The sequence below is a fragment of the Winogradskyella sediminis genome (genome assembly GCF_003387355.1).
GTDB lineage: Bacteria > Bacteroidota > Bacteroidia > Flavobacteriales > Flavobacteriaceae > Winogradskyella > Winogradskyella sediminis.
On sequence record NZ_QUNH01000002.1, the window covers coordinates 166,440 to 193,353 of the forward strand.

Below are 26,914 nucleotides of genomic sequence, written 5' to 3' on the forward strand. Positions count from 1 at the left end.
ATTGGAGAATGGATTAGTACTAAACCTAATGCTATTGTTTAAGTGAATTAGAGAACTAAAAGTTTATAATCTGGGGAGGTCGCCAAACTAAAACACAACTTGTAATGTTTTAAATTTCTTTAGTGTGTACATAGAAATTTTTGTCCACCTCAATCCGTTCCGATTTTATTGTTTTAGTTTGCCATTTTGCGTTTGGAAATAACCATTTAGAATGTTTATCTATCTCAACTTGAATTGGCATCGCAAAACCATCGACAATATTAATATAACGAAATTTTAGCTTACCGTTTTCAAGTTGATATTCAAACGTTGGGATTTTTGTCGACCTTAAATACTGATTAAAGAATGGAGCTAAATCCATTGCGGTGTGCTTACTCAGATAATCTTCAATTTGTTCAGTAGTCACTGTTTCATGGTAAAATTCTGAATTTAAGCCACGGAGAATTTGTCTCCATTTGTCATCATCATCAACCAATTGTCTAAGGGTATGAAGCATGTTGGCTCCTTTATAATACATGTCACTAGAACCTTCATGGTTAACGTTATAGACACCAATTAAAGGTCTATCATTTTGAATATTTCTACGCGTCCCAATCACGTATTCTGCAGAAGCGCCTTTGCCGTAATAGTAATCTAAAAATAGATTTTCAGAATAGGACGTAAAGCCTTCATGAATCCACATATCTGCAATATCTTTATTGGTAATGTTATTGGCAAACCACTCATGACCAGCTTCATGAATAATAATAAAATCGAATTTTAAGCCCCAACCTGTTCCAGATAAATCATTTCCTAAATATCCTTGCTTATAGTGGTTGCCATAGGTAACAGAACTTTGATGTTCCATTCCTAAATAAGGGACTTCCACAAGTTTAAAACTGTCTTCGTAAAACGGATAAGGCCCAAACCAATGCTCAAAAGCTTTCATCATTTTTGGAGCATCTTTAAAATGTATTTTAGCTTTTTCTAGGTTATAAGAAAGCACCCAATAATCGAGATCTAGAGGTCCTTTTTCGCCTTTATAAACTTCAGAGAAATTAACATAATCGCCAATATTTACGTTAACTCCATAATTATTGATGGGGTTTTTTACGGTCCAGTGTGTAGTGATCGTTTTATCGTTTGATTCGATTTGTTTTAGTTTACCATTAGAAACATTCATAAGACCTTTGGGTATGGAAACACTAATGTCCATACTATCTACTTCATCGTACATGTGGTCTTTGTTTGGCCACCATACACTTGCTCCTAAACCCTGACAAGAAGTGGCAATAAAGTGTTTCCCGTTTTTATCTTTTTTCCATGAAAACCCACCATCCCAAGGTGCTCTTTTTGCTTCTCTTGGGTGACCTTCATAATAGACTTCGATAGTATTTATATTGCCTCTATTTTGAGTTGATTTTAAGGTGATAAAATGTGCATTACCTTCATGAGTCACTTTTAGTGCCTTGCCATCTTGAAGCACTTTAGTAATCACCATAGGATTTTGCAGGTCTATTTGTAATACCTGATGAGGTTGTAAAACTGTATATTGAATGGTGTTTTTTCCTGAAATGAATTTTTGGTCGGGTTGGACTGCAATATCTAAATGATAATAGGTGAGATCCCACCATGCTCGTTCTGGAGTAATACTTCCTCTTAAGGTATCTTGTTTAGTAAACGTCTTTTTTTCTTGAAGTAATTGTGCATTAGATAGTAAAGAGCTAACCAATATTAATAGTAATGCGATGTAGTTTTTTAGCATTTTGAATGAAGTTTAGATTACTGATTGCTCAGAATGATAGAATAACTATCTTAAAATTTTGTTGGGAAAGGTGATTAAACTTTCATAGCCATTTTCAGCAACTGCAGCTACTCCAAAAAAGAAGTTATCAATGACAATGCCTTCTAAGGTAATTTCGGTGACATCTTTTACATAACGGCTGTGATTCCAAGTTGGTGATGTCGTATCTCTCCAATAGATTTTATAGCCTTTAGCGCCTTCTACTGTGTTCCATTGTAGTTTAGCAGAGGCTTCTACAATTCCTCCAATGCCAACCTGATCTGGAGCTGGTGGAGCAGAAGCAAGGCTTGCCATCGTAATTGTATTTACAGCGGTTAGTTTTTTACAATACGGAAAGTTAACATGCTCAAAGGTATCTCCATAAGCGATGCCATTTTCAGTTCTAATATCTTGATGTTGCTGTGTGTAGTTTTCGTGCGCTTCCATAATTCGGATGCTTGCAAAGCCAAGATCGTTAAATGGTCTATGATGGCCACCACGACCAAAACGATCTAAACGATAAACCATCATAGGGTTCATCTCTGGCATGTAGGTTTTAGTTGTTGTATAAACGTATCTTGCTAACTGACGAGAAATACCATCAACTTCACCGCCATAAAAGCGTCTAGCTTTGGCTTGTTGTATTAGTTTTATAGGATCGGTTTCGTCAGTGGTAACAGGTTCAGAGAAAATTCTGAAGGTACGATTGTCAATTACTCCATCGACACCAGCAATATTACCAATCATATCATTATTAAGTACTCCTATGATTTGCCAATTTTGGTCTTTAGCATATTTAGAAAAACCTTGTCCTCCAAAAAGTCCTTGTTCTTCACCTGAAAGGCCTAGATAAACAATACTGCTTTCAAATTTGTATTGAGACAATACTCTTGCTGCTTCAATAGCTCCAGCCATACCAGTAGCATTATCATTGGCACCAGGTGCATCTGAGGTATAATCGTTTGGGTCTGACACTCTAGAGTCTATATCGCCACTCATTATAATGTAACGATTTGGGTATGTTGTACCACGTTGAATCGCCACAACATTAACCACATTAACATCTTTTACAATACGCTGGTTGGTTCCTTTTTCGACTAAATTACTTTGATAAAACACCTCTAGACAATTATTACATTCTTTAGAAATAGCCTCGAATTCCGATTTTATCCATCGTCTTGCTGCGCCAATACCTCGCGTATTCGAAATGGTGTCACTTAATGTATGCCGTGTGCCAAAATCGGCTAAGGTTTGGACATCGTTTTTTAGACGTTCTTCGGAAACAGCAGCAATAATGTCGTAAATTTTAGGATCGGTTTGCGCACCAATAACGATACAAAATAATAGTAATATTGAGCTGATTGCAATTTTCATAGTGGTGGTGGAATTAATCGATTAGTTGTAAAGTTCCGAAAATATTGGCATCAATCCAACCGCGATTTTTATCCTTTCCTTCCACAGGAATAGAGCCTATAAAATTTTCGCGTTCTGTGCTGTAATCGTTATCGCAATATGCCAGAGCAAATCCCATATTTTTATTTGCTTGTAATGTCTTAGCTTTGTTCAGCTTATTGTCTATATAGCTATCGTCATAGATATTTATTTTTACTTCCCAAAGGGTGGTGTTAGCAGTAACGCGGCGTTTAGATTCTATATGTGAATTATATAACTTGCCTTTTTTATTTGGAGACATGTCTACCACATTACCATCAAGGGCAATATGATAAGCAAAGGCATTATGGTTAAACTGATGTTCGCCACCACTGTTGTCTTCGTCAATAAATATTTCTAAACAATCATCGTCCCACCATGCCACTAGTGGATCTTTATGTGTATCAACAAGAGTGTCATCTTGAATTTCAGCTAAAAGATAAAGGGCGTCTTTAGTCCATGATAATTTATAACGTCCCTTAAAATCGTCAGCAGTGTAAGATTCTCCCAACCAAAGTTGATCGAGTTGATGCCACTCAGTATTATCCCAAATGGTTTCATTAGCGATCCCATCAATGGTCATCGTTTCTTTGGCTTGCTTAACTTTAATTAGCTGTTTCAGTGGTTTTTTATTTTTCGAAGCTTTAGTGTAGTGAAATGTTACAGTTTCAATGTTTCCATTATTTTCAATAGCGACATGTATATTCATGGCATTAGCACTTATTTTTTCAAACGTCATACCTTCAAATACCACCTTGTTTTTTGTAATTTCTATTAACGGAAAATCAACGGTTTCATCTTTAGATTCCCAACCTTTTAAATCTGAACCAAAATGTTTAAGCTGTAGAATTAATGAGTTTTCAATCTCTCGGATGACCTCAATTTCATAAAATTGGACTTGCCCTTCAACGATTAATTTAAAAGTAGCCATCATGGAACCTGCAGAAGGTTCGCTCCAAATTTCTTCTGTAATACCACCAAAGGCTTCTCCATGCCATGTGCCAGAAATCCATTTAATGTTTTCTAGTTTAGGTGTTAAAGATTTTTCGTTTTGTGCCTCTGAAATTGTGAAAATAAAAAAGAACAGTATGAAATATTTCATATTAAAGCTGACTTAAAATTATTGAATGTGAATTGAGACAATAAAGATAGAATTTTTAAGATGGATTTGTGTATTAATATTTAATTACTACATTTGTAGTAGTAAAACTATATTTGTGGATATAAAACAACTGAATAAATCTGAGCTTCAAATCATGAAGTATTTGTGGATCCTTGAAAAAGGATTTATGAAGGACATTGTTGCAAAATTTCCGGAACCAAGACCGGCTTATACAACTATTTCTACGTTACTCAAACGTATGACCGATAAGAATTATATTGGTTTTGAGCGTTTAGGTAGAGATAAGCAGTATTATCCAATTCTTAAGAAGCATGATTATTTTACGAAACAAGTGAATGGTATGATTCAACATTTTTTTAATGATTCTAAAGCCCAATTTGCTTCATTTTTTACTAAAAATGCAGATTTATCGATGCAAGAATTAAAGGAACTTCAAGCGTTGTTAAAGCAGAAAATGGATCAAAAGAAAGCCAATGATTAGTTATTTTGTATATACCATTATTAGTCTCGGCTGCTCATATGTGCTTTATGTTCTGTTACTCAGAAAACAAAAGACATTTCAGTTTAATCGTTTTTTTCTTTTAAGCGCTTTGGTGCTATGTCTTGTGGCTCCATTTTTAGAATTTGAGCTATTTAAAGCCGTTCCAAGCATTACACAAATTCAGTTAGATAAATTTACAGAGACAGACGCTATAATAGATACTGTAGATAATGTCACAATAGGAGAGGAGGTAACTGTTAATCCTTATCGTGTTAATCCAATTTTAATTATTTATGGTTTAATTTCTCTTTTATTAATCATTCGATTTTCAAGGAATCTATATCAAATATACAATCTTACTAGATTGGAATATGAAATAATAGGTCATCTTAAATTAATAAAAATTGAGGACTCTAATATGGTGTCTAGTTTTTTTAGTTATATGTTTATTCCTAAACAGCACACGTTGTCTAGAGAGGATTATAAAAGCATTATTGCTCATGAAACCGTCCATAGTGAAGAATTACATTCTGTAGATATCATTCTTTTAGAATTGCTCAGTTGCATCTTTTGGTTTAATCCATTTATCTGGTTGTATAAGAAAGCTGTTTTACAAAACCATGAATTTATTGCCGATGAAAAGTCGGTGTTATCTGGCATTAACATTGAAAATTATTCAAACACTATTATTAATTTAGGACAAAAGGAATACCGCGTTCCTCTAACTAGCGGATTTAATTTCATTCAAATCAAAAATCGAATTATTATGTTGCATCAATCAAAATCATCAGTATTCAAACAAACTTTAAAAATTTCTTCTGTCACCTTATTACTTGCTGGCATCTTTGTCTTTAGTTCTTATAAGGACTTAAAAGAACCTCTTGTGGTTGTTATCGATGCTGGTCATGGCGGAAAGGATATTGGTCAAAAGTCAAATAATGTAAGTGAAAAGGATATTATATTGAATATTTCAAATTTACTAGCGTCATTAAGCGATGATAAAGTTGACATAGTTCTAACTAGACAAAATGATGAATTCTTAGAATTAAGTGAACGCGTCGAACTTATAAACAGCAGAAAACCAGATTTATTTTTAAGTTTACATAGTAATGCTCATACGGATAAAACTATCAGAGGAACAGAAGCTTATTACAATCCAAAACATGAACTTGCTGAAACTAGTCTTGATTATGCTAACATATTAGTTGAGAATCAATTAAATAATTTTTCCAGTAGAGGAGTAAAGGAAGCAACAGGATTTTACCTTTTAAAAAACACTAGAGTTCCTGGAGTCTACTTAGAATTAGGCTTTATGACTAATGAAAGTAATAGAGTAATGCTTACTGATAAAGACCAACAGTTGAAAATTGCTCAGTCTATTTACGACGGTTTATTAGAAATAAGAAAAACTAAATAAGTTAAATAAAAAAGCCAATTCAACCCCAATCATGAAAGGGAAGAATTGGCTTTTAACCATTTTCAACTTAACCTAATTTTTAAAAGCAGTATTTTCCTTCTGCTTTAACTTTTTCAGCAATTTCAATACGAAGATCTACTATGTCTGGATAATTAGCGTATTTCGTAAAGCGTTTTAGTCCCATTAACATCATACGTTGCTCATCTCCTTCAGCAAAAGAAATAATACTTTCTTTACCTTTTTCTTCAACGATATCTACCGCATGATACAAATATAATTTAGACATCGCTATTTGGGCTGACTGCTCTTTTTCACTAGTACGTTTTACATTTTTCTCAGTTCTTAAAATGGCAGATTCAGCCATATAGATTTCGATTAAAATATCTGCCGCAGCAATAAGTAATTGTTGGTGTTCTTCAAGTTGAGGTCCAAATTTTTGAACCGCTCCACCAGCAACCATCAAGAATGCTTTTTTAAGCTTCTTAATCATTTCTTTTTCTTCCGAAAATAATTCAGTGTAATCTGGAGTTTCAAATGATGGAATACCCATTAGTTCTTCTTGTACTTTCTGAGCAGGACCTAATAAATCGACATGACCTTTCATAGCCTTTTTTACGAGCATACCAACGGTTAACATTCTATTAATTTCGTTGGTACCTTCATATATACGAGCAATACGCGCATCTCTCCAAGCGGCTTCCATAGGTGTTTCTTCAGAGAATCCCATACCTCCAAAAATTTGAATACCTTCATCTGCGCAATTCTGTACATCTTCGGATACCGCAACTTTTAAGATAGAACATTCAATCGCGTATTCTTCAACTCCTTTTAATTCTGCTTCTTGATGCGAATTACCAGCCGCTTCACGTAATGCGATTCTGTCTTCTATATTTTTTGCAGCTCTATAAGTTGCAGATTCACCAGCATAGGCACTTGCCGCCATTTCGGCTAATTTGGTTTTAATAGCACCAAAGTTAGCAATAGGTGTTTTAAATTGTTTACGTTCATTAGCATATTGCACCGCAGTGGTTAAAATTCTTCTTTGAGAATCTAAACAAGCGGCGGCCAATTTTATACGACCAACATTTAATGCATTCATTGCAATTTTAAAGCCTTCACCACGACCAGCTAGCATATTTTCTACAGGAACAACGGTATCGTTAAAAAATACTTGTCGTGTAGAAGAGGCACGAATTCCTAGTTTGTGTTCTTCTTCACCTAAAGTAATACCATTTGGATTTTCACTGTCGTATTCAACAATAAAACCTGTGATGTTTTTATCGTCTTCAATACGCGCAAATACAATCATTAAGCTACAGAAACCTGCGTTTGAAATCCACATTTTCTGACCGTTAATTTTATACGATTTTCCATCGGCAGAAAGTTCAGCGGTTGTTTTACCAGAATTAGCATCAGATCCTGCACCAGGTTCTGTTAAACAATACGCACCAAACCACTCACCAGTAGCTAATTTTGGGACGTATTTTTGTTTTTGTTCTTCGGTTCCATACAAGGTAATTGGCATGGTACCAATACCTGTGTGCGCACCAAAAGCGGTACTAAAAGAGCCTGTACCAGATGAAATGTAATCGCAGGTTAATACGGTAGAGACGAATCCCATTCCTAAACCTTCATAAGCTTCAGGAACTGCAACTCCTAAAAAGCCCATTTCACCAGCTTTTCGCATTACTTCTTCGGTTAACGCGTAATCTTTTGCTTCAAACCTTGGTTTGTGTGCAATAATTTCGCGTTCGTTGAATTCCATTACGGATTCTTTCATCATGGTTTGTTCTTCTGAAAAATCTTCAGGAGTAAACACATCTTCACAATTTGTTTCTTTTACTAGGAATTGTCCTCCTCTTAAAATGTCTTTTTCTTCTGTTGCCATGTTTTATTAGATTATTAGATACAAGAACCAAGGTCCTAGACTATTATAGTCCTGATTTGAAACTTGAAATCATTTTTTGTATTTGTTTTATTTTGTTTTCTAATTCTTTAAATTTTTCTTCTGAAATATAACTTTCATTAAAAGCGACATTCAGTTGTGTTTCCCATTCAAAAGCAGAACCTAAACTATGTTCTAGATAATTAGCAAAATGCTTATTTGAACTTTTACTTGTTCCTTCTGATATATGCGAGGGGATTGAAATTGCACATCTATTCATTTGATTGATTAGCCCATACGTTTCAAACTCTGGAAAACTTCGAGTGATCTTATATGATTCTGAAACTAAATCCATGCTTTCATTCCAAATTTCCAATTTTTTAAAATTGTGCATAGTCTTGGTTCTAGATTCTACTAATCTTGATTCTAATTTAGGAATTCAAAAATCCCACAAGCTCCTTGTCCTGTACCAACACACATGGTTACTGCTCCGTATTGTCCGGTCATGTCGCGCTTACGCATTTCATCAAACAATTGTACCGATAATTTGGCTCCTGTACATCCTAAAGGATGCCCAAGTGCAATGGCACCTCCATTGACATTGATAATATCAGGGTTAAGATCTAATTCTCTAATGACGGCTAAGGATTGTGACGCAAAGGCTTCATTTAGTTCAATTAAAGCTAAATCGTCTTGTTTTAAACCGGCTTGTTTTAAGGCTTTTGGAATTGCTTTAACTGGTCCGATTCCCATGATACGAGGTTCAACACCGGCAGCAGCATAGTTGACCATTCTTGCAATAGGTACTAAACCTAATTCTTTTACCAGATCTTCACTCATTACCATGACAAAGGCAGCACCATCACTCATCTGAGATGAGTTACCAGCAGTTACACTCCCTCCTGCAGCAAATACAGCTCTTAGTTTTCCTAAAGCTTCAAGATTTGTACCTTTTCGAGGACCTTCATCTTTTGTTACCGTGTATGATTTTGTGGCTTTTTTGCCATTAGCATCAATATAAGTTTGTTCCACTTCAATAGGAACAATCTGATCTTGAAAACGATCTTCGGCTTGTGCTTTCAAGGCTTTCATATGCGAATTGTAGGCGAATTCATCTTGGTCTTCACGAGAGACGTTGAATTTTTGAGCGACAGCTTCAGCGGTATTTCCCATGCCCCAATAATAATCTTCATGGCCATTTTTTACGATAGCATCGTAATTCAATTCGGGCTTAAACCCTGTCATTGGCACAGCACTCATGCTTTCTGCACCACCCGCAATGATACAATCGGCCATTCCTGCTTGAATTTTTGCTGTGGCCATACCTATAGTCTCAACTCCTGAAGAGCAAAAACGGTTCACCGTGACACCGGGAACATCTACAACATCTAATCCCATTAATGAGATTAAACGTGCCATGTTTAAACCTTGAGAGCCCTCGGGCATGGCATTACCAACAATAACATCGTCGATACGCTTAGGATCTAAATTTGGCAATTCTTTCATCATATATTTGATGGTTTCAGCGGCCAATTCATCTGTTCTTTTAAAACGGAACACGCCTTTTGGTGCTTTACCAACCGCGGTTCTGTATGCTTTTACTATATATGCTGTTTTCATATTTTATGCTTTTGGCTAGTAGCTCTGGGCTATTAGCATTATAATGTTTAATTCACATTGCCAACAGCTAAAGGCTATAGGCAAACGATGAAGTCATTTCTAATTACGTAACGGCTTTCCTTTGGTTAGCATGTGTTGAATACGTTCTAATGTTTTGCGTTCTGTACATAAACTTAAGAAAGCTTCGCGCTCTAAATCCAATAAATATTGTTCGTTAACTTTTGTTGGTTCCGATAAGTCACCACCAGCCATTACATAACCTAATTTATTAGCGATTTTTCTATCGTGTTCACTAATATAATTAGAGGCTTCCATAGAGTCTGTACCAACCATAAACATACTCAGTGCTTGTTTACCGAGTACTAAAACATCATCTCGTTTTACAGGTTGTGTGTAGCCCATATCTGCCATTAATCTAGCGTGTTGTTTTGCCACGGCTATTTGACGGTCTTTGTTAACAACTACAATATCTTTTCCTTGTTGAAGCAGCCCTAAATCGAAAGCTTCGTAAGCAGAAGTTGACACTTTAGCCATACCAATGGTTAAGAAATATTCTTGCAATACATTGAGTTGAACATCTCCTTTTTTAAAGGTGTCAGAAGCTCTTAGAGCCATTTCTTTTGAACCTCCACCACCAGGAATCACACCAACACCAAATTCTACGAGTCCCATGTAAGTTTCTGCCGCTGCAACTACTTTATCGGCGTGTAATGATAATTCACAACCGCCACCTAAAGCCATGCCGTGTGGAGCAGAAATTGTTGGGATAGAAGAGTAGCGCATACGCATCATGGTGTCCTGGAAATATTTGATAGCCATATTGAGTTCATCATACTCTTGCTCAGCAGCCATCATAAAAATCATGCCGATGTTTGCACCTACAGAGAAGTTTGCTCCTTGGTTTCCAACGACTAATCCAGCAAAATCTTTTTCGGCCAAATCAATCCCTTTATTTAAACCAGCAAGAACGTCGCCTCCAATCGTATTCATTTTAGATTGGAATTCTACGTTTAGGATACCATCACCTAAATCTTCGATAACGACACCAGAATTTTTAAAGACTTCATTTGTTTTTCTGATATTATCTAAGATGATGAAACTGTCTTGACCAGGAATTTTTGTGTGTGTTTTAGAAGGAATATCATAATAATAAGAAGCTCCATCTTTTACCGTATAAAAGGACTTGTGACCAGCAGCAATCATGTCGTTAACCCAAGCAGCAGGCTCTAAACCTTCAGCTTTCATTAACGCTATTCCTTGTTCTACACCAATAGCATCCCAAATTTGGAAAGGACCGTGTTCCCATCCGAAACCAGCTTTCATGGCATCATCAATTTTGTAAAGCTCATCTGATATTTCAGGAATTCGATTTGAGACGTAAGCGAATAGTGCCGTAAAACTTTTTCTGTAAAACTCACCTGCCTTATCTTTTCCTTTAATTAAGACTTTAAAACGATCTACAACTTTATCAATCGTTTTTGTGAGTTCTAAAGTTGCAAATTTGGCACGTTTCTTTTCTCTGTATTCTAACGTATTAAGATCTAAAGATAGAATTTCGGTTTTGCCTTTATCGTTTTTAGTTTTCTTATAAAACCCTTGTCCTGTTTTACTACCTAACCATTTATTTTCCATCATGGTATTGATGAAATCTGGTAATTCAAATAGTGCCAACCGTTCGTCATTAGGACAGTTTTCTCTAATTCCGTTTGCAACATGAACCAAAGTATCTAAGCCAACCACATCAACGGTACGGAAGGTTGCAGATTTTGGACGACCAATCACAGGGCCAGATAATTTATCAACTTCTTCAATCGTTAGGTCTAAATCCTTAACGGTGTGAAATAAACTTTGAATGCTGAAAATACCAATTCTGTTTCCTATAAAAGCTGGGGTGTCTTTGGCAATAACAGAAGTTTTACCCAAGAATTTTTCACCATATTCATTTAGGAAGTCTAAAACTTCTTGATCTGTATGAGGTCCTGGAATGATTTCGAACAACTTTAAATAACGTGCAGGATTAAAGAAGTGTGTACCGCAGAAATGCTTTTGGAAATCTTCACTACGTCCTTTGTTCATAAACTTAATTGGAATCCCAGAAGTATTAGAGGTAATTAAAGTACCAGGAGTTCTGTACTGTTCTAGTTTTTCAAAAACTTGCTGTTTAATATCGAGTCGTTCTACAACCACTTCCATAATCCAATCGACATCGGCAACTTTAGCAATATCATCTTCTAAATTACCAGTTGTAATTCTACTTGCAAATGCTTGACTGTAAATGGGCGAGGGTTTTGATTTTAATGAGGCTGCTAAGGCTTCATTTACTAATCTATTTCTTACGACCTTATCTTCTAAGGTTAAACCCTTAGCTTTTTCTTTGTCGTTTAGTTCTCTAGGTACAATGTCTAATAATAAAACATCGACACCTATATTGGCGAAATGGCAAGCGATACCGCTTCCCATAATTCCAGATCCAATAATTGCAATTTTGTTTATTCTTCGTTTACTCATCTTATTTTAAAATGTGTTCTTTTTTATTGTATATCTGTTTATTTGAAATCATGTTATTAATGATTTCTGCAACTTTATAAAAATGCGCTAGTTCTTCGGTAGAGACGTTGTTTTTAATGGTTTCATTAAATGTTAGAACTTTTTCTTTTGATAAATCCCTTTTTTTCTTACCAAATTCTGTTAAGAAAATGAGGACACCACGTCCATCTTCAGGATTTGGTTTGCGTTCTATTAAGCCTTTGGCTTCCATTGTTTTTAGTGTTCTTGAGAGGCTTGTTGCTTCCATGCCCATTTTAGGTCCCAATGATGTAGAAGGTGTTCCCTTCTCTGGGTCAATACTTAATAAGGCAAACCCAGTAGCCATTGTAGTCCCAAATTCAGACGCTTCTTCATTGTACATTTTATTAACTGCTAACCATGTGGTTCTAAGGACATAGTCAATGGTTTTATCTTTCATTATTTTGATTTGAGAATCAAAGATAAGAAAAAATTACTATGCACGCATAATAAAATGAAAAAATAATAATTAGTGATAGTTAAAAAAACTAGTGTTAAAGTTTAGAAAACATAAGTTTTTAGCTGTGTTTATTGCGAAAATGATATTTTTAAGGAAGCGTTTTAAAATAAAATTCTTAACCTAACCTTAAAATTTAGATAAAAAAAGGATGCTGTATTTATTTACAATAATCTATTTATGAGCGATAAATTTTATCATATAGATCTTGATAAATCTCTTTAATGATTTTGCGTTTCATTTTTAGCGTTGGAGTCAGGTGTCCTCCATCGATAGACCATACATCTGGTGTCAACTCAAAACGTTTTATTTGCTCCCATTTTCCAAAGTGCTTATTGTATTTGTCAACTTCTTTTTGAATGCGTTGAATTACAATTTCAGAGCTTGCAATTTCGGCATCTGTTTTACCAACGTTATTTTGTTTGAGGTCAATCCAATCTCGTATAAAGTCAAAATTAGGTTGAATTAAAGCTGCTGGCATTTTTTCTCCTTCACCTACTACCATAATTTGTTCAATAAAAAGCGATTGTTTCATGTCGTTTTCTAAAAGGGGTGGAATAACATATTTACCACCAGAGGTTTTAAACATTTCCTTTTTTCGTCCTGTAATTTTTAAGAAACCATCACTATCAATTTCTCCTTTATCTCCTGTATGGAAAAAGTCGTCCGTCATGACATCTGCAGTTCTTTCAGGATCTTTATAATAACCCAACATTACATTAGGCCCTTTTATTAAAAGTTCTCCATCGTCTGCAATTTTCACTTCTACGTTATCTATAGGTTTACCAACTGTTCCCACTCTATACATATGATCTCTATATAAACCAACTGCAACCACCGGAGACGTTTCTGTAAGACCATAGCCTTCCATAACTCTCATTTTAGCAGCACCAAAAATTCTGGCTAACCTAGGTTGTAATGCTGCGCTTCCAGAGACCATAGTTCCTAATTCTCCACCAAGTGCTGCGCGCCATTTGCTAAAAATAAGTTTATTCGCAATTTTTAATTGAAATTCATACCAAGCTCCGTTGGCACCATATGGTTTCCAGCGTTCTCCCAGACTTACTGCCCAAAAAAATAGCGCTTTTTTTATACCAGATAATTCATCTCCTTTAAGCATTATTTTGTCGAATACCTTTTCTAATAATCGTGGTACAACACTCATTAAATTAGGTTTTATTTCTTGAGCGTTTTCACCAATTTTATCTATGCCTTCTGCAAAATATATAGAGGCGCCAGAATATTGATAAACATAGATTAACAGACGCTCAAAGATGTGGCAAATAGGTAAGAAACTCAGTACACGTGTCTCTCCTTTTTTTAATGGAACTCTAGGTGAACTATCTAGGGCGTTACTTGTAATATTCCAGTGGGAGAGCATAACACCTTTGGGTTTTCCGGTAGTTCCTGAGGTATAAATAATTGTAGCTAAATCAGTAGACTTTACAGCATCTTTTCTCAACTCAACTTCAGGTTGATTGCTGTCATCTTTTCCAAGTTCTAATAATTCAGAATAGTGTTTACAACCCTCAATGTGATCAAATGAATAGACCTCTTTAATACTCGTATTCGCTTGTACTTTTCGCACCTTGTTAAGGACTTCTACATCAGATACAAAACAATAAATAGACTCACTATGGTTTAAAACATATTCGTAATCATCAGCGCTTATGGTTGGATAAATAGGAATATTTTGGGCGCCAAGTTGTAGCACTCCGATATCCATAATATTCCATTCTGTTCTATTGGTAGAAGAAATCACTGCAATTTTATCGTCCTTTTTAACCCCTAAACGCAATAAAGCTCTACTAATCGCATTTGATTTATCTATGTATTCTTGAGTTGATATAGCTTCCCATTTACCATTGTATTTGGTAACTAGAGCTTTAGAATTTGGTTTGTGTTTTAATTGGTAATATGGAAAATCAAAAAGACGTGTTACTTCAGTCATATTAATAGGAGCTTATTTAGTATAGAGATATTACGAAAATATAAAATTTAAACTTAAAAAATATAAAATTAGGATTGTTGATGTAAAATAATTGATAATATGAAAACGGGTTATCATAATCTTATAAATTTAGTTACAGATTTTAGAAAAGTGCAATAATAGATGTCTTTTTTTATTGATACAATATTATTTTTTTATATATTTGGTTAACCAGATTGGTAAACCAATTTATAAATTAATAATCAATATTCAAATGAAAACAATTTACACCTTAAAGACTGTCTTTTTTATAGCGGTAAGTTTACTTTTACTGTCTACATTTAGCGTGTTCTCTCAAGAAACACATATGGTTGATGACCTTGATGATATCGATGTTATCAATGATTTATTTGAAACACTCGCTCCGGGTGATACGGTTATTTTAGCTGATGGTATCTATGATACAGACGAAAGAATTAAATTTTCTCCTACTACAGGTACTGCAGATATGCCTATTACCTTTAGAGCAGAAACACCTGGTGGCGTAAAATTTACAGGTGGTTTAAGAATGAGTATTGGAGGTGACCATGTCATTGTCGATGGGTTTTATTGGCAAGGCGGTTATGGATCTAGTGTGGTGATTGAATTTAGAGATGGTGAAGATTACGCCAACCACAGTACAATTCAAAATTGTGCAATGAATGGCTTAACGGTTGATCCGTCTGATCAGGTTGAGGGACAAAGCAAGAAGCACAATTGGGTGATGTTATACGGCACTTATAATACTGTAATTAATTGTTCTTTTATGAATAAATCTAATTCTGGAAATATGGTGCTTGTAGAATTGGCGTATAACGCTTATCCTCCTGTAGATGATGGCGAACCTGAGATAAATACGAGTTGCGATATCGTTGGGCATACCATTAGTAATAACTATTTCTATAATTACGAAAAAATTGATGCTAACTTAACCAATGCTGGAGACAGTGAAACCATACGTATCGGTACAAGTTCTTATCAAAATGTAGATAGTAGTGTAATGGTCAGTAACAACTATTTTGTTCAGGCGGATGGTGAAAATGAAATTATCACAAACAAAAGTAAAAACAACTCTTATATTAATAATACTTTTAGAAGAAGTAGAGGGTCACTGGTACTTAGACATGGCTCTAATGCTACAGTAGATGGTAATTACTTTTTAGGAGAAAATGTTGATGGTACAGGTGGAATTAGAATTGTGGATAGTGAACATAACATTACCAATAATTATATTCAAGACTGTATAACAGTTATAGATCAGGCTAAATGGAATAATGGTATAACTTTTTTAGGTGGCAGCGCTAGTAATGCAGTGCCTTGCACTTCAGATAATACATCGAGTTCTTATCAAAAGGTTGAAAATATAAATGTCTCTAACAACACTATAATTAATACCAATGCTCCCTTATACTATAATACGGATAAAGGTTCTACTGATCCTACAGGGACAGTTTCTAACAACCTAATCTTTTTTACCACAGGGAACGCCAATGTAAGTGATATTATTACGGGTGATACGGAAAACTCATATGCAGATCTAGGAACTAATTTGGATTACTCAGGAAATGTCTATGCAGGCGCTTCTCTTGGTGAGACAAACGCTGGTTTTTCTGAAGATTTAGGTATACTTGCTACAGCAGTGGGTGAAATTTTTACATTTTCTGGTACAGGAATTACTGGTGTTGGTGCTGATATGGGTGTATATGAACCTGTAACTGATGATATGGTAGGGCAAGGTATTGGAGCATGTTTCTTAAATAATTTTGGGGACAGTATTTTAGATGGTGACTGTACTGTTGAAATTCCGGAATCATTAACGGTAAGTGGTTTGTCTGACCTTAATCCAGAAGCCGATAATTACGATGTCACTGTAAATGCCAATGTCAGTTGGACTGCTGTTTCTAATGACGCATGGATTTCTATAGATCCTAGTTCCGGTACAGGTGATGCTACGGTGTCTGTAAGCGTTACCGAAAATACAGATACGAGTGTTAGAAATGGCTCGGTTACCTTTACACAAACATCGGGTGAAAGTAGTATCATAAGACAATTGAATATTACTCAGAATGGTGCCGATTTAACAGATTTATATGATCTTATTAATACTGGTATTGAAGGAGAAGATCCGGTTACAATTCATGCTTTTTCTAAAGAAGAAGTAAATGGAGTCGACAAATTTAACTATGCTAGTAATACCTTAGATAAAGATATGAGTTCTGTTTGGGCAGCAGATGATGGTGATATTTTGATTGATGACTACAAAGGTGATGGTGAGTATATTATTTATGATTTGGGCAGCATGCATACATTGAATTTAATACAGTTTAATACCACCAATAAATCAGATCCATTTGGTATTCAGTTTTTAGTATCAACAACAGGAACAGAAGATGCAGATTTTACAATGGTATTACCTACTTCTGGAGATTTGCTTCTGTCGGCAACTAACACAACTGAATTTAACCTTTACGAAGTTGAAGTCGATGCACGTTATGTGAAATTATTAGGCTACGGACGGTTTAATAGCGCAGGTGACTCTAGAGAAAGTGTCTGGACAGCCGTTGGTGAAGTTGAGTTTTTTGGCTCAGAAGTGTTATCGGTTAGTGATGTAGATTTAGAAAATACCATTTCAATTTATCCAAATCCGACTCAAGGTCTCTTAAATATAAAATTGCACAACGATGCTTATATTGAATCTTACAAACTCTTTAGTGTTGATGGTCGTTTAATTTTAAATGGGCAGACAGAAACTGTTAATTCTTTATTTACTCTTGATTTATCAAAAGTAATGAGCGGTAATTATATTTTAAAATTATCTAGTTCAGATGATAAGTATATGTCTAAAGCTATTATCATTTCTAAGTAAATAGAGACAATATTTATTTAAATAAAAAAGGGCTTTTCAATTTAAAAAGCCCTTTTTCTTACTTAGAGATTATTTTTTTCAATCCATAATCTTGCATTCACAAACGCTTCTATCCACGGTGAAACTTCATCTTTTCTACCTGCAGGATAATGTGCCCAATTCCATTGAAAAATAGAACGTTCAATATGTGGCATGGTTACTAAATGTCTTCCTGTTTTATCAGCTAACATTGCCGTATTAAAATCTGAACCGTTAGGATTAGCTGGGTATTCAGAATAGCCATATTTCCCTACAATATTATAGTTTTCTTCAGAATAAGGAAGGCTAAATTTACCCTCACCATGAGAAATCCAAACCCCTAAGGTACTGCCTGCTAAACTAGAAAGCATTACAGAATTATTCTCTTGAATTTTAACCGATGTAAAACCACTTTCATGTTTATGTGAATCGTTGTAAGTCATTTTTCCGTGAACCTCATGATCCGGATTTACTAAATCGAGCTCCATCATTAACTGACATCCATTACAAATACCAACAGAAAGGGTGTCTTCACGCTTAAAGAAATTGTTAATCACCTTATTGGCTTTCTCATTGTATTTTATAGATCCGGCCCAACCTTTGGCAGAACCTAAAACATCCGAATTACTAAATCCACCAACAGCTCCTAAAAACTGAATATCTTCAAGGGTTTCTCTGCCAGAAATTAAATCTGTCATATGTACATCCTTCACGTCAAACCCAGCTAAATACATTGCATTTGCCATTTCGCGTTCAGAATTAGAACCTTTTTCTCTAAGTATAGCTGCTTTAGGTCTTAGTTGAGGTGTGCCCACACTATCATTTAGTTGGCCTGTAAAATGATTTGGGAAATTAAAATTTAAAGCTTGATGCTTATAGTTATCAAATCGATCTTTAGCCAAGCCGTTAGCAGTTTGCTTTTGGTCGAGTAGGTAAGAAGTTTTAAACCACGTATCTCGCAATTTTGATACCGTCATTGTAAAGACGTCGTTACCATTAATAATGCCTAAAACATCATTTTCCATTACGCGTCCAATATTATAGAATTCAATATTGGCATCCGCTAATTTAGCTTCTATAGTATTGTCAACAGATTGGAAAACAATACCTGCATTTTCTGCAAATAAAATTTTAAACGAATCACTTTCGTTGATTTCTGTTAAATTTAATTCAGCTCCTAATTGAGTGTCTGCAAAGCACATTTCTAATAAAGTGGTAATCAATCCACCGGAAGCCACGTCATGTCCAGCAACAATTTGATTGTCTTTTATTAAATCTTGAATCGTATTAAATACTGTTTTTACGTAAGCTGCACTTTTAATATTTGGTGTGGTATTTCCGATTTTATTATTGATTTGTGCAAATGAACTACCACCTAATTCATAAGAATCTTGAGAAAGGTTGATGTAATAGATAGACCCTTTTTCTTTTTGAAAAACAGGCTCTACAACTTTGGTGATATCATTACAATTTGCAGCTGCAGAAATAATGACTGTACCAGGAGAAATCACGTCACCATCCGGATATTTTTGTTTCATAGAAAGCGAATCCTTTCCTGTTGGTACATTAATACCTAAGTCGATTGAAAATTCTGAAACTGCTTTTACAGCCTCATACAAACGAGCGTCTTCACCTTCATTTTTACAAGGCCACATCCAATTAGCAGAAAGTGAAACACTTTTTAATCCATTTTTTAAAGGTGCCCAAACAATATTAGTTAACGCTTCTGCAATAGAGTTTCTACTTCCTGCTTCCGGATTAATTAATCCTGAAATAGGAGAGTGCCCAATAGAGGTTGCAATTCCTTCTTTACCTTTAAAATCGAGTGCCATTACTCCAACATTATTTAAAGGAATTTGTAAAGGACCAACACATTGTTGTTTGGCCACTTTACCACCAACACAGCGGTCTACTTTATTTGTTAACCAATCTTTAGAGGCGACAGCTTCTAGTTGTAAAACTTGGTCTAAATAGTCGTAGAATTTTTTAGTATTATATGAAATTCCTGAATATTCTTTTTCAACCGTAACATCATTCATTATGGTTTTTGGCGAACTTCCAAACATGTCTTCCAAGGCTAAATCCATAGGTTTTTCACCAGTAGATTTCGATTCAAAAGTAAAACGGTGTTTTCCTGTTACTTCACCAACATCATAAATAGGAGAACGCTCCCTATCTGCAATTTTATGTAAGGTAGAAATATGTTCATCAGCAATAACTAATCCCATACGTTCCTGAGATTCGTTACCAATAATTTCCTTTGCAGATAACGTAGGATCTCCAACAGGTAGTTTATCTAAATCTATGTTTCCTCCTGTATCTTCAACAAGTTCAGATAAACAGTTGAGGTGTCCACCAGCACCATGATCGTGAATAGATACGATAAAATTATCCTCGCTTTCTACCATACCACGAACAGCGTTTGCGGCACGTTTTTGCATTTCAGGATTAGAACGTTGTACCGCGTTTAACTCAATACCTGATGCAAATTCACCAGTATCTGCAGAAGACACGGCAGCCCCTCCCATACCAATGCGATAATTATCACCACCAAGAATGACAATTTTATCTCCTTCTTGAGGTGTGTCTTTTATAGCTTGTTCAGCTTTTCCGTATCCAATACCACCAGCTTGCATAATAACTTTGTCGTAGCCTAGTTTGCCATTTTGGTCTTGATGCTCAAAAGTTAAAACCGATCCACAGATAAGTGGTTGTCCAAATTTATTACCAAAATCCGAAGCTCCGTTAGAAGCTTTAATTAGGATATCCATTGGAGTTTGGTATAGCCATTTTCGCTCAGGAAATGCTTTTTCCCAAGGACGTTCTTCTTCTAAACGTGAGTATGAGGTCATGTAAACCGCAGTTCCGGCTAATGGTAAAGACCCTTTTCCACCAGCCAATCGATCTCTAATTTCACCTCCAGAACCTGTTGCTGCGCCATTAAATGGCTCAACAGTTGTTGGGAAATTGTGGGTTTCTGCTTTTAATGAAATTACAGATTCGTAATTTTTAGTTGTATAGTAATCTGGAACATCCGCACGTTTTGGTGCAAATTGCTCAACAACAGGTCCTTTTATAAAGGCGACGTTGTCTTTATATGCCGAAACAATATCGTTAGGATGTTGTTTCGATGTTTCTTTTATAAGTTTGAATAACGACGTTTCTTTTTCTTCTCCATCAATTACAAATGTGCCATTAAAAATTTTGTGCCGACAGTGTTCTGAGTTGACTTGTGAGAACCCAAAAACTTCAGAATCGGTTAAAGGACGTTCTATCTTTTTAGAAACACTTTCTAAGTAGGCGACTTCCTCATCGCTGAGTGATAAGCCTTCTTGTTGATTGTATTCTGAAATATTTTCGATATTTACAATCGCCTGAGGCTGAATATCTATATCAAACACATCTTGACTTAACCCTTTGTATTTTTCAGAAATCATAGGGTCGTAGTCATTGAAATCTTTAGTAACTGAAGTAAATTCTTCAATTCTTAAGATATCTGAAATTCCCATGTTTTGAGTGATTTCAACGGCATTGGTACTCCAAGGAGTGATCATTGCGGCTCTTGGTCCAACAAAAAAAGCATCGAGAGATGCTTGTTCTAGTTTTGGTTGGTCGCCAAATAACCATGTCAATTTTGAAATGGTTGCTGTTGATAATTCTTTTGTTGCTTGAACAGCAAATACCTTGCTGTTTTGGTTTCCGAAGAAATGAATCATTTATACGATGTATTTGAGTTGTGTTTAGTAAAATGCAAATTTACTTTTTTTAAATGTGATTTAACTCATAAATATGTATTGAAAATTGGGAGTTGTTCACGATGTTTTGAACATAAAAAAAAGCGACTCTTAGAGCCGCTTTAATACGATATGAACTATTGCTTATTGTTTAATTAATCGTTTAGTCTGTGTTCCAATCTTAGAATTTAATTTTACGATATATACACCTTTAGTTAAGGTAGAAATATTTAATTTAGATTGGTTTGATGTGATGTTTTGAACCGTCACTTTTTTTCCTAAAATATCATATACTTCTACCGTAATATCATGGTTAGAAAGAATAGTAACTTCGTTGCCGTTTACCGGATTAGGAAACATTTCAATACCATCTAGCTGAGGGGTTACAACAGATAGGTCTTCCCATCGGTTTTGTGCTGCAGGACCTCCCCAAATAACAGTCGCTAAATACGGGTTGTCAATAAAAGGGTTTCGGTTGCCTTGTGCAAACTCATTGGAAAGGTTTCCATGGTAGGTGTTTCTTTCATCCTCAATACCACCTTCAACTACAGGGTCTTCAGCATTCCATTTTAAAAACAGATCAATCATATCATCAGGCGTAGAAGCACTGCTACCAGTACCAACACCTGTAGGTAAACAACGTTCTCCATAACGAATGTACATATACATTATGATTCTGGCACAATCGCCTTTCCATTCGTCACCTGGATACCAACCTCCGTTGGAGTTGCCCGATTCACCGTTAGCAAACGCACCAGCATTCTTATCAGAAAACTTTAAACTTCCTCGTTGTCCATTTCTCTGTACATCGCTAGGACGCAACATTTGAGCATCAGAGCCAGGGCCAGAGGTACCTAAATTAGGGTTTCCTAAAGATTTTGGGTATACATGTTCTCTGTTCCAATCTCCAACGCCTCCTCCGTTATCATATTTACTACGACTTCTGTCCGTAGTAATATCACCGTCTGTATTATTGTAACCATAAAGTAAAATTACATTATTAGAATTATTAGGATCTAAATCTGTAACTCTAGACGCTTCCCAAACATCGCTATAGCTTAAATAATTAACATGTTTATCTTCGGTAAGGTCAATTAAATCATTTTTTAAAGCTATTCCGGTTGCTGAAAAATCAACGCTATTATAGTAAGTTTCTAATGCTGTTGGTGGTGTAAGTTGCGCAAATGCAAATGAGGTTACAAATGCTAATATAAAAGTGTAAAAGTGTTTCATTAATAATTAATTTTTTTAAATGATATAAGAATCTATAGATGAGAATTCTTAAAATTATTTAGAGCAAAGGTAAATAAAAATAGAGATTAGATATGTATTTTAACTCCTTCTACATCGTGCTGTTTTAAACTTTGATAATGATGATTTTAAATAAAAAAAGCAGCTACTCTAGCTGCTTTTTTTATTCTATTATTAACTTATATGCTTATTGTTTTATAAGTTTTTTTGTGATTGTAGAATCACCTTGTGTCATTTTTACAATATAAATGCCCGTTCTTAAATCGGTAACATTTATGCCGCTTGTTTTAGAAATGCGCTGCCTTAAAACACGTTTTCCGAGAATATCAAAAATTTCAATATTAGTAGTAATATTAGATTTTAAACCTATAGTCAATTCATTTTTAACCGGATTCGGATGAAGTGTGATATGTTCTAAGTTGTATTCTGGTGTGGATAGTAGACCACAAGTCCAAGATAAATTATCAAACATCACTCTGTTAGATGGTGTACTATTATTGTTAATTACTAATGATGTTACAGGGTTCACATTAACCATAATTGTTGTCGTTTCAGGGTCGTCTCCATAAGGTATTGTGCCTACAACATTGCCATTTACAACTAAATCAAAATTTCCAGAACCGCCTCCAAAAACGCGTTGAGTCGTAACAGTTAATTTATCTATAAAGGAAATGTTACTAAAATCAGTTGGTCCTAGTATTCCATTTCTAATGGTTATGGCTCTACTATCTAGCGTTTGATCTGTTCTGGCATCTGTTGCATTCCAAGTAAGACCTTCATTACCTGTCCAAGTAACACTTGAGTAAGATCCAGATGAAGTTCCTATGTTTTCAAAATTTTCGTCAATACAATTTGGATCAGGATTATCTCCATTGTTTGTAGTCGTTTCACAAGATTCATTACTAGGATCTGATTCATTTCCTGAAGCATCTTTAGCTACAACTGTAAAACAAAAGTTAACACCTGGAATTAAATTTGTTTTAGTAGCAGAGGTATTGTTAGCACTAAAAGCATAATTGCCATCCATATATATATCATAAATTGTAACACCTATATTGTCTGTAGATGCATCCCAACTTAAATCAATAGTACTATTCGTAGGATTTGATGCTACTAAGTTGGTAGGAGTTGAAGGAGCTTCAGTATCTGGAGTTGGATTCCAAATCATATTAGCATATTCAGGATGGTCTACAAAAGGATTGGCGTTACCTTGAAAGTTGAAAGCAGCATCATTTCTATCGCGTTCATATTGATCTACAGGATCGATATTATAGTGCCAATCTAACAACATATCAATAGCCCAATCTTCTAGTGCTTGATTTTCTGTGCCGTTAAACATTTCAAAACTAGAGTAACCATCTACGTTGTTTTCATAGCGTGTTACAAAGTAAAGTATCGCTCTAGCAATGTCACCTTTAAATTCGTCTATAGGCTCAAAAACAGTACCAGAATAACCTGTGACGTTACTTGATCCTAGTTGAGATCCATTTAGTGATGTCCAAGTTGCAGATGACACAGTACCAAAAGGAAAATTATTTCTTTTACCATTGGCATAACCATCACTTGGGACCACATGGTGAATATCATTCTTCATTGGAGATGCACTGCCAAAAGAACTTTGTGGAACTAAATGCTCACGGTTGTAACAATCGGATTCAGAATTGTAATTTCCGCATTGGTTTGTGCCTAAAGTAAACGTGTAAGGGTCTGTGCCGTTAGGATTTTCTGTATAATACATTAAAAGGGTGCCGTCATTTTCATAACCACTTTCTTCTATATTGTCGATAAATACAGTAGCATAACCAGTATATAATCCATCATAACCTTGGTCGTTGTGACCATTAGTAATAATAGATTTTAGCTCTGATTTTAATGCAAAACCAGATAAGCCATCTGCACTATCATAATAATCGGAAGGGATTTGAGCCAATCCGATACTTGAAATTAATAAAAATAGAATGTAAATATGCTTCATAGATATTGTAGTAATTAATTCTGTTATTTCTTCTCTAAAAGTGCCATATAGAATCCATCGAAACCAGATTTATAGGCTAAAACTTTTTTGTCTTTTATAAATGTAAATTCTTTTCCAGCTTCTGAAGTTAAGAAATTTTCCACTTGTTTTTGATTCTCAGAAGGCAAAACAGAACATGTTGCATAAACCATTTTACCACCAGATTTCACCATTTTGGAATACTGCTCTAACACTTCTTGTTGTGTTTGTTTAATATTATCGATAAACTCAGGTGCTAATTTCCATTTGGCATCTGGGTTTCGTCTTAACACGCCTAGACCAGAACAAGGAGCGTCAATTAATAAGCGATCGGCTTTACCATGTAACTTCTTAATCGGTTTGGTAGAATCGATAACTTTCATTTCAATATTATGAACACCGTTTCTACGCGCTCTAATTTTTAACTTTTTTAATTTACTTTCGTAAATATCCATAGCAATAACCTGACCTTTATTTTCCATTAAAGAAGCTAAATGCAAGGTTTTTCCACCAGCACCAGCACAGACATCTACAACCTTCATGCCTGGTTTTACATCTAAATAGTCTGCCACTAATTGAGAGGATGCATCTTGTACTTCAAACCAACCATCTTTGAAAGCTTGTGTCACAAAAACATTGGCACGTTCTTTTAATCTTAAGGCATACGGATGATTTGGTAAAAACTCAGTTTCAATATCTTCGGACTGTAGTTTAAGTTGTAAATCGGTTTTTGTTGTTTTTAGCGTATTAACTCTAAGTATTACATCTGCTTGCTCATTTTGCATGGCTATCTCCTTGGACCATTCGGCTTCGCCTAATTCTTTTACGCCCAAATCGTCTATCCAATCTGGTATGGATTCTTTAAATTTTCTAATTTTAGACAATTCATCAAAACGCCCTTTTATTTTTCGTGTTGGAGTGTCGGTAAAATATTTCCAATCTGGCAGCTTAATGCCTTTTAAGGTTGCCCAAACGGCAAATATTCTCCAAAGGTTATCTCTATCGTACGGCGCTTTAACATCTGCAATTTCTGCATAAAGCCTTTGGTAACGCACAATGGTATAAACGGTTTCTGCAACAAATCCTCGATCTCTACTTCCCCAACGTTTATCTCGTTTTAGTAATTGTTGTATCACTTTGTCTGCGTATTCACCTTCATTAAAAATAAGGTGTAATCCGTCAATTACGGCAAAGCATAAGTTTCTATGTAATCTCATAAATAAATATTAATATTTCAGAATGCAGGTTAATATTTCTGCAAAAATGAACATGCAAAGGTAAGTGAAAAGATTCACAGTATAATATAATATTGCAAAGTGTTAGTGTGATTTTCAATAAATAATTCTGCCAATTTTTTTTTTAGTTATATCTAAACTAAATTCGCATCGATTGCATAGCCTACACTTTTTTGAAAGAAACCGAATTTATACAAGAACTTAAACTAAAAAGCACCAAAGCTTATAGTCAATTATTGGATGCATATCAGCAAAAAGTATTTAGTACTTGTATTTCGTTTGTGCCAAATAAAGAAGATGCCGAAGATATTGCACAAGATGTGTTTATTGAAGTTTTTAATTCTATCAATAAATTTAAAGGAGAATCTAAGTTATCCACTTGGATATACCGAATTACTACGAATAAATGCTTAGAGTTTATAAGAAAGAAAAACACAAAAAAACGGTTTGCTTTTTTACAATCTATAACAGGAAATGTAATTCCTATGGATAAAACAAATTATTTCACAGAAATGAATCATCCAGGAATTCTGCTCGAAAATAAAGAGCTTAATGCAACTTTATTTAAAGCTATAAATAGTTTACCAGAAAGTCAGGCTGTAGTGTTTACCTTGCATAAAATAGATGGTAAGAGCTATCAGGAAGTTGCAGAAATTACAGATAGAAGTTTGTCTTCAGTAGAATCGGTAATGTTTAGAGCCAAAAAGAACCTGAAAAAACTATTAGAAAATTATTATAAAAATGAACATTAGCGCAAGTTTTTTTAAGCTTATGCATCTAAATATATAATTATGAAAACTAATGTTGAAATGAATAAAAAAGTTAAAGACACCTTAGATGCTGCTGCGTCGATACAAGAGGTTAAAGTGTCTCCTTTTTTTAAGGAAAACGTAATGCATCAAATTCGGAATGCCTCAGAGGACGTTCAAGATGTAACAGGAACTTGGTTTACACCAAAATTACAGTTGGCAACTTTAGTATGTGTTGTGGTTTTAAATATCTTAGCATTTAACAATTTAAAAGAAACATCGTACGAAGAGGGATTAAGTAATTTCGCAGAGTCTTATGGTTTAGTTACAAGTACAGAATCTACTATATTAAATTAGT

At 34.9% G+C, this 26,914-nt stretch carries 18 protein-coding genes; 5 read left to right on the top strand and 13 right to left on the bottom strand.

Going from position 1 to position 26,914, the window contains the following annotated elements:
* Positions 1-109 precede the first annotated feature (109 nt).
* Genes C8N41_RS08055 through C8N41_RS08065 form a run of 3 tightly spaced genes read right to left on the bottom strand, consistent with a single transcriptional unit; the run spans position 110 to position 4,295 of the window.
* Positions 110-1,744 carry a M1 family metallopeptidase gene (locus tag C8N41_RS08055; protein ID WP_115838904.1) on the bottom strand — a complete coding sequence of 545 codons (1,635 nt, stop codon included), beginning with the start codon at positions 1,742-1,744 and terminating at the stop codon, positions 110-112.
* Positions 1,745-1,789: 45 nt separating this feature from the next.
* Positions 1,790-3,136 carry a M28 family peptidase gene (locus C8N41_RS08060; protein ID WP_115838905.1) on the bottom strand — a complete coding sequence of 449 codons (1,347 nt, stop codon included), beginning with the start codon at positions 3,134-3,136 and terminating at the stop codon, positions 1,790-1,792.
* A gap of 13 nt (positions 3,137-3,149) precedes the next feature.
* Positions 3,150-4,295, bottom strand: coding sequence for a DUF6265 family protein (locus C8N41_RS08065; protein ID WP_211318189.1), 1,146 nt, complete (start codon positions 4,293-4,295; stop codon positions 3,150-3,152).
* 115 nt (positions 4,296-4,410) lie between these two features.
* Between C8N41_RS08065 and C8N41_RS08070 the strand changes: the two genes are divergently transcribed.
* Both C8N41_RS08070 and C8N41_RS08075 read left to right on the top strand, forming a co-directional pair.
* Positions 4,411-4,797, top strand: a complete 387-nt coding sequence (locus C8N41_RS08070; RefSeq protein ID WP_115838906.1) for a BlaI/MecI/CopY family transcriptional regulator — start codon at positions 4,411-4,413, stop codon at positions 4,795-4,797.
* Entirely contained in the window at positions 4,790-6,214 is a 1,425-nt protein-coding gene (locus C8N41_RS08075; RefSeq protein WP_115838907.1) for a M56/M15 family metallopeptidase, read from the top strand. The genes C8N41_RS08070 and C8N41_RS08075 overlap by 8 nt, the downstream gene beginning before the upstream one ends.
* A gap of 79 nt (positions 6,215-6,293) precedes the next feature.
* Here the strand turns inward: C8N41_RS08075 and C8N41_RS08080 are convergent, their stop codons facing one another.
* The 6 genes from C8N41_RS08080 to C8N41_RS08105 all read right to left on the bottom strand — a co-directional run bounded on the left by C8N41_RS08080 (position 6,294) and on the right by C8N41_RS08105 (position 14,692).
* Positions 6,294-8,102, bottom strand: a complete 1,809-nt coding sequence (locus C8N41_RS08080; protein WP_092444016.1) for an acyl-CoA dehydrogenase family protein — start codon at positions 8,100-8,102, stop codon at positions 6,294-6,296.
* A 43-nt stretch (positions 8,103-8,145) separates the two neighbouring features.
* Positions 8,146-8,493 (bottom strand): four helix bundle protein, encoded by a 348-nt coding sequence (locus tag C8N41_RS08085; protein ID WP_115838908.1) that lies wholly within the window; start codon positions 8,491-8,493, stop codon positions 8,146-8,148.
* A 32-nt stretch (positions 8,494-8,525) separates the two neighbouring features.
* Entirely contained in the window at positions 8,526-9,719 is a 1,194-nt protein-coding gene (locus C8N41_RS08090; RefSeq protein ID WP_115838909.1) for an acetyl-CoA C-acyltransferase, read from the bottom strand.
* 99 nt (positions 9,720-9,818) lie between these two features.
* A complete protein-coding gene (locus C8N41_RS08095) occupies positions 9,819-12,227 on the bottom strand; it encodes a 3-hydroxyacyl-CoA dehydrogenase/enoyl-CoA hydratase family protein (RefSeq protein ID WP_115838910.1) in 2,409 nt (802 codons plus the stop codon).
* 1 nt (position 12,228) lies between these two features.
* A complete protein-coding gene (locus C8N41_RS08100) occupies positions 12,229-12,684 on the bottom strand; it encodes a MarR family winged helix-turn-helix transcriptional regulator (RefSeq protein WP_092444008.1) in 456 nt (151 codons plus the stop codon).
* A 235-nt stretch (positions 12,685-12,919) separates the two neighbouring features.
* A complete protein-coding gene (locus C8N41_RS08105; protein WP_115838911.1) occupies positions 12,920-14,692 on the bottom strand; it encodes an AMP-dependent synthetase/ligase in 1,773 nt (590 codons plus the stop codon).
* Between the two features lie 253 nt (positions 14,693-14,945).
* On the opposite strand from C8N41_RS08105, the gene C8N41_RS08110 reads away from it, so the two are divergent.
* A complete protein-coding gene (locus C8N41_RS08110) occupies positions 14,946-17,576 on the top strand; it encodes a chondroitinase-B domain-containing protein (protein WP_115839523.1) in 2,631 nt (876 codons plus the stop codon).
* A gap of 62 nt (positions 17,577-17,638) precedes the next feature.
* Here the strand turns inward: C8N41_RS08110 and purL are convergent, their stop codons facing one another.
* The 4 genes from purL to C8N41_RS08130 all read right to left on the bottom strand — a co-directional run bounded on the left by purL (position 17,639) and on the right by C8N41_RS08130 (position 25,789).
* Positions 17,639-21,310 carry a phosphoribosylformylglycinamidine synthase gene (gene purL / locus C8N41_RS08115; RefSeq protein WP_115838912.1) on the bottom strand — a complete coding sequence of 1,224 codons (3,672 nt, stop codon included), beginning with the start codon at positions 21,308-21,310 and terminating at the stop codon, positions 17,639-17,641.
* A 162-nt stretch (positions 21,311-21,472) separates the two neighbouring features.
* Positions 21,473-22,561 carry an endonuclease gene (locus tag C8N41_RS08120; protein WP_115838913.1) on the bottom strand — a complete coding sequence of 363 codons (1,089 nt, stop codon included), beginning with the start codon at positions 22,559-22,561 and terminating at the stop codon, positions 21,473-21,475.
* Between the two features lie 205 nt (positions 22,562-22,766).
* A complete protein-coding gene (locus tag C8N41_RS08125; protein ID WP_115838914.1) occupies positions 22,767-24,554 on the bottom strand; it encodes an endonuclease in 1,788 nt (595 codons plus the stop codon).
* A gap of 23 nt (positions 24,555-24,577) precedes the next feature.
* A complete protein-coding gene (locus C8N41_RS08130) occupies positions 24,578-25,789 on the bottom strand; it encodes an RsmB/NOP family class I SAM-dependent RNA methyltransferase (RefSeq protein WP_092443998.1) in 1,212 nt (403 codons plus the stop codon).
* Between the two features lie 191 nt (positions 25,790-25,980).
* On the opposite strand from C8N41_RS08130, the gene C8N41_RS08135 reads away from it, so the two are divergent.
* Together C8N41_RS08135 and C8N41_RS08140 are read left to right on the top strand one after the other, a co-directional pair.
* Positions 25,981-26,559: an RNA polymerase sigma factor gene (locus C8N41_RS08135; RefSeq protein ID WP_092443996.1), complete on the top strand. Its 579-nt coding sequence runs from the start codon at positions 25,981-25,983 to the stop codon at positions 26,557-26,559.
* 39 nt (positions 26,560-26,598) lie between these two features.
* Positions 26,599-26,913: a hypothetical protein gene (locus C8N41_RS08140; protein ID WP_092443994.1), complete on the top strand. Its 315-nt coding sequence runs from the start codon at positions 26,599-26,601 to the stop codon at positions 26,911-26,913.
* Position 26,914 lies beyond the last annotated feature (1 nt).

What these genes read in the sequence shown, in the direction of transcription:
- C8N41_RS08055 (WP_115838904.1), bottom strand. Translation starts at nt 1,744, where the DNA reads ATGCTAAAAAACTACATCGCATTACTATTAATATTGGTTAGCTCTTTA.
- C8N41_RS08060 (WP_115838905.1), bottom strand. Translation starts at nt 3,136, where the DNA reads ATGAAAATTGCAATCAGCTCAATATTACTATTATTTTGTATCGTTATT.
- C8N41_RS08065 (WP_211318189.1), bottom strand. Translation starts at nt 4,295, where the DNA reads ATGAAATATTTCATACTGTTCTTTTTTATTTTCACAATTTCAGAGGCA.
- C8N41_RS08075 (WP_115838907.1), top strand. Translation starts at nt 4,790, where the DNA reads ATGATTAGTTATTTTGTATATACCATTATTAGTCTCGGCTGCTCATAT.
- C8N41_RS08080 (WP_092444016.1), bottom strand. Translation starts at nt 8,102, where the DNA reads ATGGCAACAGAAGAAAAAGACATTTTAAGAGGAGGACAATTCCTAGTA.
- C8N41_RS08085 (WP_115838908.1), bottom strand. Translation starts at nt 8,493, where the DNA reads ATGCACAATTTTAAAAAATTGGAAATTTGGAATGAAAGCATGGATTTA.
- C8N41_RS08090 (WP_115838909.1), bottom strand. Translation starts at nt 9,719, where the DNA reads ATGAAAACAGCATATATAGTAAAAGCATACAGAACCGCGGTTGGTAAA.
- C8N41_RS08095 (WP_115838910.1), bottom strand. Translation starts at nt 12,227, where the DNA reads ATGAGTAAACGAAGAATAAACAAAATTGCAATTATTGGATCTGGAATT.
- C8N41_RS08100 (WP_092444008.1), bottom strand. Translation starts at nt 12,684, where the DNA reads ATGAAAGATAAAACCATTGACTATGTCCTTAGAACCACATGGTTAGCA.
- C8N41_RS08105 (WP_115838911.1), bottom strand. Translation starts at nt 14,692, where the DNA reads ATGACTGAAGTAACACGTCTTTTTGATTTTCCATATTACCAATTAAAA.
- C8N41_RS08110 (WP_115839523.1), top strand. Translation starts at nt 14,946, where the DNA reads ATGAAAACAATTTACACCTTAAAGACTGTCTTTTTTATAGCGGTAAGT.
- purL (WP_115838912.1), bottom strand. Translation starts at nt 21,310, where the DNA reads ATGATTCATTTCTTCGGAAACCAAAACAGCAAGGTATTTGCTGTTCAA.
- C8N41_RS08120 (WP_115838913.1), bottom strand. Translation starts at nt 22,561, where the DNA reads ATGAAACACTTTTACACTTTTATATTAGCATTTGTAACCTCATTTGCA.
- C8N41_RS08125 (WP_115838914.1), bottom strand. Translation starts at nt 24,554, where the DNA reads ATGAAGCATATTTACATTCTATTTTTATTAATTTCAAGTATCGGATTG.
- C8N41_RS08130 (WP_092443998.1), bottom strand. Translation starts at nt 25,789, where the DNA reads ATGAGATTACATAGAAACTTATGCTTTGCCGTAATTGACGGATTACAC.
- C8N41_RS08140 (WP_092443994.1), top strand. Translation starts at nt 26,599, where the DNA reads ATGAAAACTAATGTTGAAATGAATAAAAAAGTTAAAGACACCTTAGAT.